The following is a 14,762-nucleotide window of genomic DNA, read 5'->3' as shown; positions in this document are numbered from 1 at the left end:
ATCGTAAGCTTCGTCGTATGCGTACAGATCGCGTTAAGAACCTCGCGGACATCGACATTCCGCGGCCGGCCGCCGCGCTTGGCCGGCGGAATCCTCGGTGCGATCAGAGCACCCGGCAGTCCCTCAAGGAGATTATTTCCTTGACGTTTTCAGCAGCGATTAGACAACCCCATCACTACCAGCGAAGAGACTATTTTTCTCGTAATTGTTCGCGGGCCCTTGGCGCGCTATTTGCTTGGCTCGCCTTAAACTTATGGAGCTGTGCAGTGCTAAACATACAATTGAGGGTTCCGCTTGTCGGCCAAGAGCGTGGCTATGATGGTCAACCGATCATGCGACGAGATCACCACGGAATTATGCGGCCGTGGGGGAGTTGGGCTTGTTGGTATGCTTCCGCTTGTATGGTGTCCTATTACTTTCGCCCGGGGCCTCGCCTGGGTTTGCCTACGCTTTGGCGGGCCGACGCAGGCCTCGACCGAGACTGTTTTCATTATTTGGCTTCGATCGAAGGATTGGAGAGGCTCGTACAGCCATATGGCGGATTTACGCGCGATTTTCTCGCCGAGACGTTGCTGAGGCGAGGGCCGATCTGGGCTGCGGTAACTCTAGCAGCGGGGGCTAAGCATGTAGCGGTACTGACCGGCGTGAGTGGATATACGCTACACTTCAATGATCCGTCAACCCCAGAGCGTGCAGAAATTGACTTCTTTGATCTTGAGCTCGACGAGCTTCTCGTCAAGAATCGCGATTGGCTGTGAGCGCTGCGCCGCAAGTCCCCTTCGCACAGGACCTAGACCCTATGTTCGCCCTCTGAGGTGACGGGCGGCCCGCCCCGCGGCAAGCTCCTATCGAGGGTTGCGCCGGATGGTCCGGCGCCGAGCCTCAAGCATGGGGAGCGGGCCTGATGAACGATAGCATTTTCGTGGGGCTGGATGTGCACAAGGCGACGATTTCGGTTGCAGTGGCCGAAGCGATGCGCGGCGGGGAAGTTCGTAACTTGGGGATCATCCCTAATCGCGCCGATCAAATCGACAAGCTGGCGAAGAAGCTTGGCAAGGGTGACCGACAGGTAAGTTTTTGTTACGAAGCCGGACCCTGCGGATATGGCCTGCATCGACAACTGACGGGACTGGGGCACAACTGCATCGTGGTGGCCCCCTCGCTGATCCCGATGAAGGCTGGGGATCGGGTCAAGACGGACCGGCGCGACGCGGCGATGCTGGCCAAGTTGCACCGGAGCGGCGAGCTGACGGCCGTGTGGGTTCCGGATGCGGCGCATGAGGCCATGCGCGACTTGGTGAGAGCCCGCGCCACGGCGATGCGTGTGCTCGGCAAGGCGCGGCAACATCTCCAAGGATATCTGCTGCGACATGGGCGCATCTATGCCGGGAAGAAGGGGTGGACTCTGGCTTATCGTCGCTGGCTCACTACGGTGCGCTTCGATCACCCGGCGGGCCAAATCGTTCTGCAGGACTACATTCTTGCCGTGACCGACGCTGAGGCCCGTGTGGACTGCTTGACCAAGCGGATGGAGGAGCTGGCGCCACAATGGTCGATGATGCCATTCGTAGAGGCCGTGCAGGCCATGCGCGGCGTCGCCTTCAAAGCAACGCTTTTCAACGTCGACAACGGCGACATGGTCTTGTTCGAGACCGAGTCGGGAAGGCGCATCCTGTGCGACATCAACATCCGCCAGGCCGCAGATGACGAGGACGACGACACCCCGACGTCGCTAAGCAGCTCCGGAAAAAGCTCGATCGGGACGAAAAAGGCCGGCTCTTTGTCGATGCCTTCCTCAACACTCATCCGGACGCCGATCACATCCGAGGCCTCTCCAAGCACTTCCACCTCGGCGATCCTTCAGGCTGGGTGAAGGCCGACGACAAGATCATCATCCGCGAGATATGGTCGTCGCCGATCGTGTTCCGCCGGGCGAGGGCGAAAGACGAAGATCATGTCCTCTGCGAAGACGCCGAGGCTTGGCGGGACGAAGCGCGCCGTCGCGCCAACCGTTTCAAGAAGCACCGCAGTGCCGAAGACGGGAACCGAATTCTGATCCTCGGCGAGGACGTCGATGGCAAGACCGACGATCTGACGGAGATTCTAGTGAAGGTCGACGAGGTCTTCTCGAAGATCTGCGGCGCGAACGACACCTCCTTCGAGGCGCGCCTGCTGGCACCGATGCTGGCCTCCGACAAGGAGGAGGAGGAAGTCCTCACCAAGAACAATTCCAGCGTCATCATGCGGCTCGATCTGAAGGTCTCCAAGGTCACGCGCGGCCGCTTCCTTCTCGGCGGCGACGCCGAAGTTGCGGTCTGGGACCGCGTTTGGGAGCGCAACAAGAAGTGGCCTGAGCGCCTTCAATACGACGTCCTGATCGCTCCCCACCATTGTTCCTGGCACAGGCTGTCCTACGACAGTTGGTCAGAGAAAGGCGAAGGCGCCAAAGTTTCCGGGCCCGCTCGCAGCGCCCTCGGCCAGCCGCTCGACGGCGCGCTGATCGTCGCCAGCAGCAAGACGATCAAGGACGACGAACACGATCCGCCCTGCATCCGTGCAAAGCGCGAATATCTCCACATCCTCGATCCGGTGAAGGGCGAATTCAAATGTGTCGCCGACGGCCCCGGCGATGACCCGCTGGTGATCGAGGTCAGCTCGGCCGGACCGCGAATCAAGCGTGCGGCGATCGCTGTCAGCGTCGCCGCCGGCACCGGCATCGGCAGCCAGCCGCTCGCTCACGGATGAGCGGATGGCAGAAATCTCCGCAAAGGACGACATTCCGATACCCGTTCGACGGGCCCTGCGTCTCATCGAGTCGCATCCGTCCGTCCGACGGGTGACTGCCGACCGCGTCGAAGGTAGCGACGTCACGCTGGCGGTCGTCGACATTCGGACCGAACTTCCGAACGCATGGAGAGCGGTGTCATTCGGCCCTTTAATTGCGGTTTGTTGTCAAGCTCACATTTTCGAACTCTCCAACGGCAAGGTGGTAGCGCCCGCGCCGTCGGAGCTGGTCGGGGTTGCGGAGACGGCGCGGGCGCGGCTGATACATGCTCTACTGGCCAGGCATTGGACAGTACGGGCTGGTTGATGTCTTCGCCGGGGTCATGGTCCTTTCCGAGGTCGCGCAGCGCCTCATGATGATGTCCGGGTCGGACGCCTCAACGTCTGCAGCGGAGTACAGTCGAGCGCCACCAGCCGAATGAACGAGGTCGCCACAACACCGTCCCAGCGGGACATCGCCAGTCCGGCAGACCGGACCAGGAACTTTACAAAATCGGATCAGGCTTCCTTTGCTTGGCCCCAGTCAAACGATGTGCCGTCGACCCAGATGCAGTGCAGAACAACGGCGATCTTGCGCGCGATGGCGACCTTCGCCTTCCTCATGCCAATCCTCTTGGCGAGCTTCATTCCCCAGGCCTTAAGGGACGACCACTTCTTCGTTCGATAAAGCAGGACGGTCGCGGCCTCGAACAGGTAAGTTCGAAGAAGACGGTCGCCCCATCGTGATCTTTTGCCATTGATGTCAGTTTCGCCAGATTGATTGCGCCGAGGTGTAAGACCTAGATAGGCGCCGACGCTCGATGCTGATCGGAATCGCGATGGGTCATCGATCGTATGGCGGAAGGTCAAGGCGGTCACCACGCCAACGCCAGGAACAGTCATCAGGCGGCGCGTCGTCTCATCCGACTTTGCCAACTGGCGGACTTCGTTGTCGAAGTTGCTTTGCTGCTTACAGATCTGTTCATGGACCGAAGCAGGCGCTGAACGATCGAATGCTGCTTGTCGCTGAACATCGAAGGATCGATCGTGGCGAGCCTGCCCACGATGGCCAGTGCAGTGAGCTGTGGCTCGACGGCGAGCCAGTTCTCGATGATCGCGAGATGGGGATCGAGCTTCGAGGGCATGCGAATACGCTTTTTGTATCGCCGTTTCGGCCGGCGGTGCGTGCCCCGCACTTCGGCGGTTTTTGCCGCCGTGCCGAGCGATCGGGCAAACGAGAGCGGATCAGCCGGCGATACGGTGGGAACCTTCGCAAGACCGCGCTTGCCGATCCGTTCGCCGAGCTCTTCCTGCGCCGTGCGGATCGTGGCAAGCAATTGTATGGGATCGAGAGTCCGATACGTCTGGCGCAGACGGCGCTTGACGGCTGATGGGAGTTTCGGGTGCCCCAGTGCGCGTTCGTATGGTGTGGCAGGCGGATGATAGCGTTTGATGATCTTGGCACCCTCGCGGCGCTTCTCTTTGAGCTTGAATGACGGCTGGAAGAAGTTCACCAGCAGGCGCGCCGCCGCGTAGAGACGTGCCATCACGCGGGCCGTCTCGACCCCGTCGAAGCGCCCGTACGAGGCGCTTACCGCAGACGCGATCGGAGGCTTCCCACAGCGCGATCAGCGCGTCGCGCACGCTGGCGTATTTGCGTCGCCGACTTGTCGCTGGTTCGGTTGGGCTCGTTGCCCCTTCGTCCAGTGGTGGTCTGGGCCTGTCCCTTCCGGCAACCGACAGTGCTCGCACCGCGTGCTTGCGGTGCCAACCCGTCGTTGCTGTCAACTCGTCAAGGATCCGTCCCTTCTCCACTCGTCCAGCCGCACGGTAGCGCCTCGCCACCGCGGCCAACACCTCGCGCCTTGCGCCCATGCTGATCCCGCTCGCCATTGGCGCCACCGACCTGATTCGGTAACGCCGCCCCAGTCATCAGCGGAATTGTTCGGTAACATTTTCGATGAGGCAATGCGCTCTGACTCATATGTGGAACGGCCCGGGCTGCAAGGTCTTTCTCTGATTGAACAAGGAATGGCGGTGCGGTCATATGTTCGGCCTGTGACGCGGCACCTGGCCGCTGGCCACGATGATGTCCGCGGAAGCAATCGCCCAATCAATTTTGCGCGCTCGAAGCGCGGTGAGTCAGGCGGTCTGATTGCTACCGGGAATGTCGTCATTCAGTGTTCATCCAGATTGCACCCTGCCTCCTCGGCGGCTTTCCTTTTCTGCCGATGAGCTCTTAAGATTAAGATTTCAGCATTGCGGCCGGTGCCTGATAGATGCCGCCCTTGACTAGCAACGCCCAGATGGTGCGCGCAATCTTGTTGGCTAACGCCACTGATACGACCTTGACCGGCCGGCGTTGCAGCATGGTCCGAACCCAGAGCGGGACTTTCAAGCCTCGTTTGGCAAGCTTGATGATAGAAGTTGCACCGACGATTAAGAGCGTCCGTAGTTGCCGATTTCCCCGCTTCGATATCGCGCCGAGCCTTTCTTTCCCACCGCTCGATTGTGCCCTCGGCGTCAGACCCATCCAAGCCGCAAAATCTCGTGCAGTGGCAAAGCCACGAGCATCCAAGACCGATGTCCGAACGGTAGCGGCGATGAGAGGACCAACACCGGGAATGCTCATCAGACGCCTCGCATCGGGATCCGTTCTGACGGCAACCAAAATCTCTCTATCGAGCTTCTCTATGCGGTTTGTAAGTAGCTCAATCTGTTCAGCGAAATGGATCAGGGCAAAGCGGGCGGTGGCGGGGATCCTGTCGTCTTCCCCCTCCCGGAGCAATCCCAGAAGTTTCGCGATGCTTGCCATGCCCGTCCCCGCAATAATACCCAACTCGGCCATGTGAGCGCGCAGAGCATTGGCAGTCTGGCTCCGCTGTCTGATCAGCAGCTCTCGCGCCCGCAGAATCATACCGGCGGCTTGTTGTTCGGCAGTCTTCATCGGTACGAACCGCATCGTCGGACGGGTGACAGCCTCACAAATGGCTTCTGCATCAGCCATGTCGGTCTTATTTCGTTTGAGTAGAGTCGAGGAGAGGCGCGGTGATGCGCTTGTTGCGCGTTCCGTTTCCTCTCCCCGCTCATCAAACCGGACGTGCAGTTTTCCCGCATCCGGCTTTCCGACAGGTTTTGTCACAAGGCGCACGTCGGCGACACTTTGCGCACGCGGTTCAGCACAAGTACGCCAGGGTTCCCATGGATCCGATCAGAGAACCGTCTGACGCCACGTCCTGGCGTCTTATGTCGTCTGCGCAGAAAGGCGAGCACGCGGTCGAAGACGTGTCGATCAACGGCCTGATGAGCCGTAGCAAGAGAGCCATAGCTGAAGTAAGCGGACCAGCCGCGCAGAAGGCGGTTCAGTCGTGCTTGTACTTCGGGCCAAGCGCCCTTGTTGCCCGGCGTCAGCAGTACGCTGACCTTCCTCTTGATCCGCAGCACGCTTTTCTTGGACGGAGCCGCGCCAAGATACCACCGTCCCCCATTGCGGAAGCGGCGGGGTCCGAGCGTGTACCCAAGGAAGTCAAAGCTTTCCAATCGGGCATTCTTCACCGAGGTTTTAGTCTCGTTGAGCGTCAACCCAAGCTTGGTCATCACCGCTTTCGTCCACGTCAATGCTTCCTCCGCGTGGCCGCGGCTGAGAATGACGAAGTCGTCGGCATAGGAGATAACCTGGGCATGGAATGCTTCACGCCGACCGCTGAGACGCCAATGCTTCAGGAACCGGTTCATGTAGATGACGGAGAGCAGCGGACTGATGACACCGCCCTGTGGCGTGCCACGCTTGTTGCTCTTACCGCCGCTCATGCACCGTTTCCCGTCGCTATCCCGCTCCTCGACCGGTACTCGCAGCCATAACTTAATCAGCCGCAGCACATTCCGGTCAACGATGCGTCGGGCCACCGATTTGAGGAGGTCCGAATGCGGGATCGTGTCGAAGTATTTCGACAGATCGGCGTCAACAACGTCCGTGTAGCCCCGGCACACAAGCCGGTGCACTTCCTTGACTGCATCGACCGCGTTACGACGCGGGCGATATCCATAAGCACCGTCCTCAAAATCCGCCTCGAAGATCGGTTCCAGCACGATCTTTGCGGCAGCTTGGACGACCCGGTCCCGGATTGTTGGGATACCGAGTGGACGTTCGCCGCCGCCGGGCTTCGGGATCATCACCCGCCGCACCGGATCGGGCCGGTAAGTCTTCGTGACGAGTTCATCGCGCAGGCCGGCCAACCATGCTTCGAGTCCCGACGCGTCGATTTGCTCGAAAGTTGTTCCGTCCACTCCTGGCGCACCCGCGTTGGCGCGGGCCAGCTTGTAGGCATGGCTCAGAATGTCCTCGCGGCAGATCTTGTCGTACAGCACATAGAAACGGAAGGCAGGCTCCGCCTTCGCCTTGCAATAAAGCTTTCTCTGAAGGCTCCTGATCTTATCGGGCGTTTGTAGGCTCATCGCCAATCGACCCATTCCCTCGCCATCTTCAAAAGCGCACCTGAAGTCAGGGTCCTTTCCTCCGCCGGAATTACCCGGTTTCATCAGTACTACGACCCTGTCCGACTCCCGTCCGGTCCATCGACTACTCGATGCTGAAGGCGCGACCTTCGACCAAGACGGGTCTCCCCCGATTACCCGCACTACCTTTCCGGCGTGCCGTGCCCATTACCCCGGTGAACCGGACCGGTGCATGCGTCGATTGCTTCCCTGTCAGCGCGGCCTTCCCCGCCATACGATCGGGTCGGCATTCACATCGTAACTTTCGAGGCGTGCTCAGGCTTCACTCACGTTACGGCCCGCTGGATTGCTCGGCCGCCAAAAGCGACCTTTGTCACGAGGCTTCGATCCGTCCGATTGCTCGTCCAAACCGCTCGTCAGCTACCAGATCAATCGACAATTCTCTGGGTGGATCCTTCCTCCACTGGTAATGCGCGCCGTCGGGGCGCACGTAGAGTCGAGGAGAGGCGCGGTGATGCGCTTGTTGCGCGTTCCGTTTCCTCTCCCCGCTCATCAAACCGGACGTGCAGTTTTCCCGCATCCGGCTTTCCGACAGGTTTTGTCACAAGGCGCACGTCGGCGACACTTTGCGCACGCGGTTCAGCACAAGTACGCCAGGGTTCCCATGGATCCGATCAGAGAACCGTCTGACGCCACGTCCTGGCGTCTTATGTCGTCTGCGCAGAAAGGCGAGCACGCGGTCGAAGACGTGTCGATCAACGGCCTGATGAGCCGTAGCAAGAGAGCCATAGCTGAAGTAAGCGGACCAGCCGCGCAGAAGGCGGTTCAGTCGTGCTTGTACTTCGGGCCAAGCGCCCTTGTTGCCCGGCGTCAGCAGTACGCTGACCTTCCTCTTGATCCGCAGCACGCTTTTCTTGGACGGAGCCGCGCCAAGATACCACCGTCCCCCATTGCGGAAGCGGCGGGGTCCGAGCGTGTACCCAAGGAAGTCAAAGCTTTCCAATCGGGCATTCTTCACCGAGGTTTTAGTCTCGTTGAGCGTCAACCCAAGCTTGGTCATCACCGCTTTCGTCCACGTCAATGCTTCCTCCGCGTGGCCGCGGCTGAGAATGACGAAGTCGTCGGCATAGGAGATAACCTGGGCATGGAATGCTTCACGCCGACCGCTGAGACGCCAATGCTTCAGGAACCGGTTCATGTAGATGACGGAGAGCAGCGGACTGATGACACCGCCCTGTGGCGTGCCACGCTTGTTGCTCTTACCGCCGCTCATGCACCGTTTCCCGTCGCTATCCCGCTCCTCGACCGGTACTCGCAGCCATAACTTAATCAGCCGCAGCACATTCCGGTCAACGATGCGTCGGGCCACCGATTTGAGGAGGTCCGAATGCGGGATCGTGTCGAAGTATTTCGACAGATCGGCGTCAACAACGTCCGTGTAGCCCCGGCACACAAGCCGGTGCACTTCCTTGACTGCATCGACCGCGTTACGACGCGGGCGATATCCATAAGCACCGTCCTCAAAATCCGCCTCGAAGATCGGTTCCAGCACGATCTTTGCGGCAGCTTGGACGACCCGGTCCCGGATTGTTGGGATACCGAGTGGACGTTCGCCGCCGCCGGGCTTCGGGATCATCACCCGCCGCACCGGATCGGGCCGGTAAGTCTTCGTGACGAGTTCATCGCGCAGGCCGGCCAACCATGCTTCGAGTCCCGACGCGTCGATTTGCTCGAAAGTTGTTCCGTCCACTCCTGGCGCACCCGCGTTGGCGCGGGCCAGCTTGTAGGCATGGCTCAGAATGTCCTCGCGGCAGATCTTGTCGTACAGCACATAGAAACGGAAGGCAGGCTCCGCCTTCGCCTTGCGATAAAGCTTTCTCTGAAGGCTCCTGATCTTATCGGGCGTTTGTAGGCTCATCGCCAATCGACCCATTCCCTCGCCATCTTCAAAAGCGCACCTGAAGTCAGGGTCCTTTCCTCCGCCGGAATTACCCGGTTTCATCAGTACTACGACCCTGTCCGACTCCCGTCCGGTCCATCGACTACTCGATGCTGAAGGCGCGACCTTCGACCAAGACGGGTCTCCCCCGATTACCCGCACTACCTTTCCGGCGTGCCGTGCCCATTACCCCGGTGAACCGGACAGGTGCATGCGTCGATTGCTTCCCTGTCAGCGCGGCCTTCCCCGCCATACGATCGGGTCGGCATTCACATCGTAACTTTCGAGGCGTGCTCAGGCTTCACTCACGTTACGGCCCGCTGGATTGCTCGGCCGCCAAAAGCGACCTTTGTCACGAGGCTTCGATCCGTCCGATTGCTCGTCCAAACCGCTCGTCAGCTACCAGATCAATCGACAATTCTCTGGGTGGATCCTTCCTCCACTGGTAATGCGCGCCGTCGGGGCGCACCATAAGGCTTCACATAGGCCGGTGGCATCATGCGGACCGAATGCCCCAGGGCCGCGATTTCGCGCGCCCAATGATGTGCACTCGCACAAGCCTCCATGCCGACCAGGCAAGAGGAGAGCGCTCGAAAGAATGGCAGCACCTGCGATCGTCGCAACATGCGGCGAACCAATACTCTCCCGTCGTTGCCGATCCCGTGCACTTGGAAGATCGACTTAGCCAAATCCAAACCTACTGTGATAATCTTCTCCATTGGAACGGTCCTTCCCTTGTGGCGCCTCTCGAAGCGACCACGTTAGGCACTTTTGATGCCGGTTCGAAGGGCCGTTCCACACCATCACTTTTGATGCAGTTTGGGGGATCTCTGGCGTTTTGATTGGGGGAGAATCAGCGCCATGCAGCAAGCGCTCCAGTCTGGTGCCGCGTGGGTTTGTTGTAGAGAGTGCGTACTACGAGGGTGATAAGGCCGTTGTTGTGGTCCGAGCGTCCGGAAGTGTTGGTCTGTGTCCGTCGTGCGGAACGGTTTCCCGACGCGTCCATAGCCGCTATCGACGGCGAGTGACGGATCTTCCGCTCTCGGGGCGGATTGTAGAGCTCCTGGTGATCGCTCGCCGCTTCCGCTGCGACGCTGTCCTGTGCGGGCGCCAAGTCTTTACCGAGCGCTTCGCCGAAGGCGTACTGGCTCTGACCTGCCCCTGAACGTTCATCCAGCGGCAGTTAGAGTCTCGGGGTTTTGTACGCCAAGTGGCGCGGGTGGAGCAACGGACGATCGGCGAAGCTGGTCGGGGTTGCGTAGCCGATCGTCCGTTGCGGTGAGGTGAGGTGAGCGGCATAGGCCGCGGGGGTGAGGTATTTCAGCGACGAGTGAGGCCGCTGGAGATTGTAGTCGGCAACCCAGTTGGCGATCTTGGCGCGGGCGTCGTCGAGATCGACGAACAGGGTCTTGTTGAGCAACTCGTCGCGCATCCGGCCGTTGAAACTCTCGACGAAGCCGTTCTGCATCGGCTTTCCCGGTGCGATGAAGTGCCAGTCGATGGCTGCGTCCTTGCACCAGGCGAGCATGGCGTTGCAGGTGAACTCGGTGCCATGGTCGGACACGATCATTCCTGGCTTGCCGCGTCGCTCGACGATCGCCGTCAGTTCGCGGGCTACGCGCCGCCCCGAGATCGACGTCTCCGGAATGGCGCCCAGACATTCCTTGGTGACGTCGTCGACGATGTTGAGGATGCGGAAGTGTCGACCGTTGGCGAACTGGTCGTGGACGAAATCCAGTGACCAGCGCGCGTTGGGCCTCGTCTCGACCAGGATCGGGGCACGGGTCCCCACGGCCTTGCGGCGAGCCCGCCGCTTGCGGACGGTAAGCCCTTCCTCGCGATAGAGCCGGTAGATCCGATTGATCCCCGACGGCTCGCCCTCCCGGCGCAGCAGGACGAACAGGCGGCGGTAGCCAAAACGTCGCCGCTCGTTGGCGAGGTCACGCAGCCGGCCACGAAGAGCCGCGTCCGGAGGACGGCTGGAGCGATAGCGGATCATCTTCCGATCCGCGCCCACGATCGAGCAGGCCCGCCGTTCCGACAGGCTCATAATGGCCTGCAGATGCGCGACCGCAGCGCGCTTGGCGGCGGGCCCTACCATTTTTTTGAAAGGAGCTCGCGACGCGCGGCCGCATCGAGCATCTGCTCGGCCAAAAGCTTCTTCAGCTTCGCGTTCTCCTCCTCCAATGCCCTCAGCCGCTTGGCCTCGGAGACATCCATGCCACCAAATTTGGCCTTCCAATTGTAGATCGTCGCTTCGGAGATGCCGTGCTTGCGAGCCAGGTCAGCCGTCTTAGCCCCGGCCTCATGCTCCTTCAACACCGCGATAATCTGCTCTTCCGTGAACCGTGCTCGCTTCATCTGTCCGTCCTTCTTCGGGGCGGACTCTAACTCCTTCTGGAGGAAATATTCAGTGGCAGGTCAGCTCCATCGGCGCGACGCACGGCGAGACTGGACTCTATCGTCCACCACCTCGGCCTGGCGCTTGGCGGTCGACCAGCAGCAGGCTTCGCAAAGCGGCTGATGCTACCGGTGAGCAAAGACACGCTCCTGCGCGTGGTCCGACGCCGCAGCCGCCCGCCGGCCGACCCGCTCAGGGTGATAGGCATCGATGATTGGGCCTGGCGGCGCAATCACCGATACGCCAGCATCATCTGCAATCTGGAAAGGCGCCGGATCGTTACGCTGCTGCCGGATCGTGAGCCCGCGACCGCCCAAGTCTGGCTGGCTGCTCATCCCACTATCACGATCATTGCCCGTGACCGTGGTGGGGGATATGGCGAAGCTGCGGCAAAGGCCCTGCCGCAGGCGGTACAAGTCGCGGATCGGTGGCATCTGATGGAGAACGCCAGTCGGGCCTTCCTCGATGCCGTCCGCAAATCGATGCGCCAGATCCGCAGCGCGATCGGGGCAACGACAATCGATCCTAAACTGCTCACCGCGGCCGAGCGCCTCCAGTATGAGGGCTATCTGTCAATCGGCGTTCAAATTTGACCCCTCGTATTGCCTCAGGAAGTAATGTTACCCGGGATGAAGGTCTACGAACTGCCCCAGACCGGTCTCGAGCCGCGGCCAGCTCGGTGGAGAGGCTGTGGGCGGGGCGGAGTGCTCATCACACGCAGCGCCGTCCACAGCCTCGGGCCGTATTTCATCCACGGGCATGGATACGATGGCTGTCTCCGCCACCTTCCGCCGGAGGGACCGAAGCAGGCGCTGAACGATCGAATGCTGCTTGTCGCTGAACATCGAGGGATCGATCGTGGCGAGCCTGCCCACGATGGCCAGTGCAGTGAGCTGTGGCTCGACGGCGAGCCAGTTCTCGATGATCGCGAGATGGGGATCGAGCTTCGAGGGCATGCGAATACGCGTTTTGTATCGCTGTTTCGGCCGGCGGTGCGTGGCCCGCACTTCGGCGGTTTTTGCCGCCGTGCCGAGCGATCGGGCAAACGAGAGCGGATCAGCCGGCGATACGGTGGGAACCTTCGCAAGACCGCGCTTGCCGATCCGTTCGCCGAGCTCTTCCTGCGCCGTGCGGATCGTGGCAAGCAATTGTATGGGATCGAGAGTCCGATACGTGTGGCGCAGACGGCGCTTGACCGCTGATGGGAGTTTCGGGTGCCCCAGTGCACGTTCGTATGGTGTGGCAGGCGGATGATAGCGTTTGATGATCTTGGCACCCTCGCGGCGCTTCTCTTTGAGCTTGAATGACGGCTGGAAGAAGTTCACCAGCAGGCGCGCCGCCGCGTAGAGACGTGCCATCACGCGGGCCGTCTCGACCCCGTCGAAGCGCCCGTATCCGACGAGCCGCCGGACCACCGCACCGTTCTTCTGCTCCACGAAAGCCTGATCGTTCTTTTTGTAGGCACGTGACCGCGTTACCTCGATCTTCTGTGCTCGGCACCATGGAACGACGACGTCGTTCATGAACGCGCTGTCGTTATCGAAGTCGGCGCCACAGATCACCCACGGGAACAGGCCCTGCGCTCGCTTCATCGCTTCCACGACGAGGCTGCCATCGCGTGTCACCAGGGGCAGGCATTCCGTCCATCCTGTTGCGATGTCCACCATGGTCAAAGTCTGGATAAACGAGCCGGCGACGCTGGTCCCACCGTGCGCGACCATGTCGATCTCGCAAAAGCCTGGCGGCGGGTTTGCCCAGTCATTGAAAGTGCGGATCGGCACCTCGCGTCGAATCGCCGAGTAGAATCCGACTCGCCGCCGGCGCCCCCCAGCAGCCGCAATTTTAACGTCGATCAACATCCGATCGATCGTCGCCGCGCTCAGAGTTGTCAGCAGCGCACGCTCTGCGCTCGTTGGCTTCAGCCGGCCATGCCGCTCGAGTGCGGGCAACAGCACTGGGATCATCGATACGAGGCGCTTACCGCAGACGCGATCGGAGGCTTCCCACAGCGCGATCAGCGCGTCGCGCACGCTGGCGTATTTGCGTCGCCGACTTGTCGCTGGTTCGGTTGGGCTCGTTGCCCCTTCGTCCAGTGGTGGCCTGGGCCTGTCCCTTCCGGCAACCGACAGTGCTCGCACCGCGTGCTTGCGGTGCCAACCCGTCGTCGCTGTCAACTCGTCAAGGATCCGTCCCTTCTCAACTCGTCCAGCCGCACGGTAGCGCCTCGCCACCACGGCCAACACCTCGCGCCTTGCGCCCATGCTGATCCCGCTCGCCATTGGCGCCACCGACCTGATTCGGTAACGCCGCCCCAGTCATCAGCGGAATTGTTCGGTAACATTTTCGATGAGGCAATGCGCCCCTCATCGGCGTCCAATTTTGACCCCTTTGCGCGGCGGGCTTTGCTGGTAGCGCTCGTCTCGTCGGAGCTGGCCGGGATAGCGGAGGCGAGACGAGCGCGGGTGGCGTGATCGTCGTCTCGGCTCTTGAACCGCCAGCTATCGTTGCCGGTCTCGACAATGTCGCAGTGATGGGTCAACCGGTCGAGCAGCGCGGTGGTCATTTTGGCGTCGCCGAACACGCTCGGCCATTCGCCGAAGGCGAGATTGGTGGTCACGATGACAGAGGCGCGCTCATAGAGCCGGCTGACGAGGTGGAAGAGAAGCTGGCCACCGGACTGGGCGAAGGGCAAATAGCCGAGTTCATCCAGCACGATGAAGTCCATCCGGGTCAGATGCTCGGCGAGCCGTCCTTGCCGTCCGTTGCGGGTCTCGGTCTCGAGGCGATTGACGAGGTCGACTACGTTGAAGAAGCGGCCGCGAGCCCCGGATCGGATGCAGCTTCTGGCGATGGCAATGGCCAGGTGGGTCTTGCCTGTGCCGGTGCCGCCAACCAGCACGACGTTGCGTTGTTGGGCGATGAAGCCGCCGCCAGCGAGATCATTGACGAGAGTCTGATTGATCGGCGTGCCGTCGAACTGGAAGTCGGCAATGTCCTTGGCAAGCGGCAGCTTGGCAATGGTGAGCTGGTATTTGATCGACCTGGCTTGCTTCTCGTTGATCTCGGCGTTGAGCAGGTCGCCGACAATGCGCTGAGGTTCGTGCTGGCGTTTGACGGCAGTTGCCATGATCTCGTCGAAGGCAGCCTTCATGCCGTAGAGCTTGAGTTCGCCCATGAGGTCGAAGATTTGGGTTCGTTCCATCA

8 protein-coding genes and 7 pseudogenes are annotated in these 14,762 nt (G+C 60.9%); 5 read left to right on the top strand and 10 right to left on the bottom strand.

The genetic code is table 11. The features are described 5' to 3' along the window. Positions 1 to 26 precede the first annotated feature (26 nt). Positions 27 to 119 (bottom strand): annotated as a pseudogene (locus HAP48_RS50595) (IS5/IS1182 family transposase); the annotation flags it as partial. 213 nt (positions 120 to 332) lie between these two features. Here HAP48_RS50595 and HAP48_RS50590 point away from each other — a divergent pair. The 3 genes from HAP48_RS50590 (at position 333) to HAP48_RS01065 (ending at position 2,745) form a co-directional block, all read left to right on the top strand. Further along, positions 333 to 758 carry a papain-like cysteine protease family protein gene (locus HAP48_RS50590; RefSeq protein ID WP_420869814.1) on the top strand — a complete coding sequence of 142 codons (426 nt, stop codon included), beginning with the start codon at positions 333 to 335 and terminating at the stop codon, positions 756 to 758. A gap of 146 nt (positions 759 to 904) precedes the next feature. Further along, a complete protein-coding gene (locus HAP48_RS01070; protein ID WP_224497192.1) occupies positions 905 to 1,873 on the top strand; it encodes an IS110 family RNA-guided transposase in 969 nt (322 codons plus the stop codon). After that, positions 1,870 to 2,745, top strand: a complete 876-nt coding sequence (locus HAP48_RS01065) for a ComEC/Rec2 family competence protein (RefSeq protein WP_166217129.1) — start codon at positions 1,870 to 1,872, stop codon at positions 2,743 to 2,745. Before HAP48_RS01070 ends, HAP48_RS01065 begins: the two co-directional genes overlap by 4 nt. 537 nt (positions 2,746 to 3,282) lie before the next feature. Here the strand turns inward: HAP48_RS01065 and HAP48_RS01060 are convergent. The 6 genes and pseudogenes from HAP48_RS01060 to HAP48_RS01035 all read right to left on the bottom strand — a co-directional run. Then, positions 3,283 to 3,678: pseudogene (locus HAP48_RS01060) on the bottom strand (transposase); the annotation flags it as partial. Beyond that, positions 3,666 to 4,277, bottom strand: a complete 612-nt coding sequence (locus HAP48_RS01055) for a hypothetical protein (protein ID WP_234622318.1) — start codon at positions 4,275 to 4,277, stop codon at positions 3,666 to 3,668. The gene HAP48_RS01055 and the pseudogene HAP48_RS01060, both read right to left, overlap by 13 nt. Before the next feature lie 731 nt (positions 4,278 to 5,008). Then, positions 5,009 to 5,791: pseudogene (locus tag HAP48_RS01050) on the bottom strand (IS110 family RNA-guided transposase); the annotation flags it as partial. A 110-nt stretch (positions 5,792 to 5,901) separates the two neighbouring features. After that, complete coding sequence (ltrA, locus tag HAP48_RS01045) at positions 5,902 to 7,233, bottom strand: group II intron reverse transcriptase/maturase (protein WP_224496640.1); 1,332 nt, start codon at positions 7,231 to 7,233, stop codon at positions 5,902 to 5,904. A gap of 586 nt (positions 7,234 to 7,819) precedes the next feature. Next, complete coding sequence (gene ltrA, locus HAP48_RS01040; protein ID WP_224497034.1) at positions 7,820 to 9,151, bottom strand: group II intron reverse transcriptase/maturase; 1,332 nt, start codon at positions 9,149 to 9,151, stop codon at positions 7,820 to 7,822. Positions 9,152 to 9,627: 476 nt separating this feature from the next. Next, a pseudogene (locus tag HAP48_RS01035) lies at positions 9,628 to 9,876 on the bottom strand (IS110 family transposase); the annotation flags it as partial. A 164-nt stretch (positions 9,877 to 10,040) separates the two neighbouring features. On the opposite strand from HAP48_RS01035, the gene HAP48_RS50375 reads away from it, so the two are divergent. Next, entirely contained in the window at positions 10,041 to 10,322 is a 282-nt protein-coding gene (locus HAP48_RS50375) for a transposase family protein (protein WP_166217476.1), read from the top strand. Between the two features lie 4 nt (positions 10,323 to 10,326). Here HAP48_RS50375 and HAP48_RS01025 read toward each other — a convergent pair. After that, positions 10,327 to 11,518, bottom strand: a pseudogene (locus tag HAP48_RS01025) (IS3 family transposase). A 72-nt stretch (positions 11,519 to 11,590) separates the two neighbouring features. Between HAP48_RS01025 and HAP48_RS01020 the strand changes: the two are divergent. Then, positions 11,591 to 12,127: pseudogene (locus tag HAP48_RS01020) on the top strand (transposase); the annotation flags it as partial. 51 nt (positions 12,128 to 12,178) lie between these two features. Here HAP48_RS01020 and HAP48_RS01015 read toward each other — a convergent pair. Together HAP48_RS01015 and istB are read right to left on the bottom strand one after the other, a co-directional pair. Next, a complete protein-coding gene (locus HAP48_RS01015) occupies positions 12,179 to 13,588 on the bottom strand; it encodes an integrase catalytic domain-containing protein (RefSeq protein WP_166209478.1) in 1,410 nt (469 codons plus the stop codon). 329 nt (positions 13,589 to 13,917) lie between these two features. Then, positions 13,918 to 14,760 (bottom strand): annotated as a pseudogene (gene istB / locus HAP48_RS01010) (IS21-like element helper ATPase IstB); the annotation flags it as partial. Positions 14,761 to 14,762 lie beyond the last annotated feature (2 nt).

This window comes from Bradyrhizobium septentrionale, assembly GCF_011516645.4.
In the GTDB taxonomy this organism is placed as follows: Bacteria; Pseudomonadota; Alphaproteobacteria; order Rhizobiales; family Xanthobacteraceae; genus Bradyrhizobium; species Bradyrhizobium septentrionale.
This window is presented reverse-complemented; position numbering and strand designations above follow the sequence as displayed.

Coding starts and splice junctions, on each gene's coding strand:
- HAP48_RS50590 (WP_420869814.1), top strand. CDS start 333: ATGCGACGAGATCACCACGGAATTATGCGGCCGTGGGGGAGTTGGGCT.
- HAP48_RS01070 (WP_224497192.1), top strand. CDS start 905: ATGAACGATAGCATTTTCGTGGGGCTGGATGTGCACAAGGCGACGATT.
- ltrA (WP_224497034.1), bottom strand. CDS start 9,151: ATGGGTCGATTGGCGATGAGCCTACAAACGCCCGATAAGATCAGGAGC.
- ltrA (WP_224496640.1), bottom strand. CDS start 7,233: ATGGGTCGATTGGCGATGAGCCTACAAACGCCCGATAAGATCAGGAGC.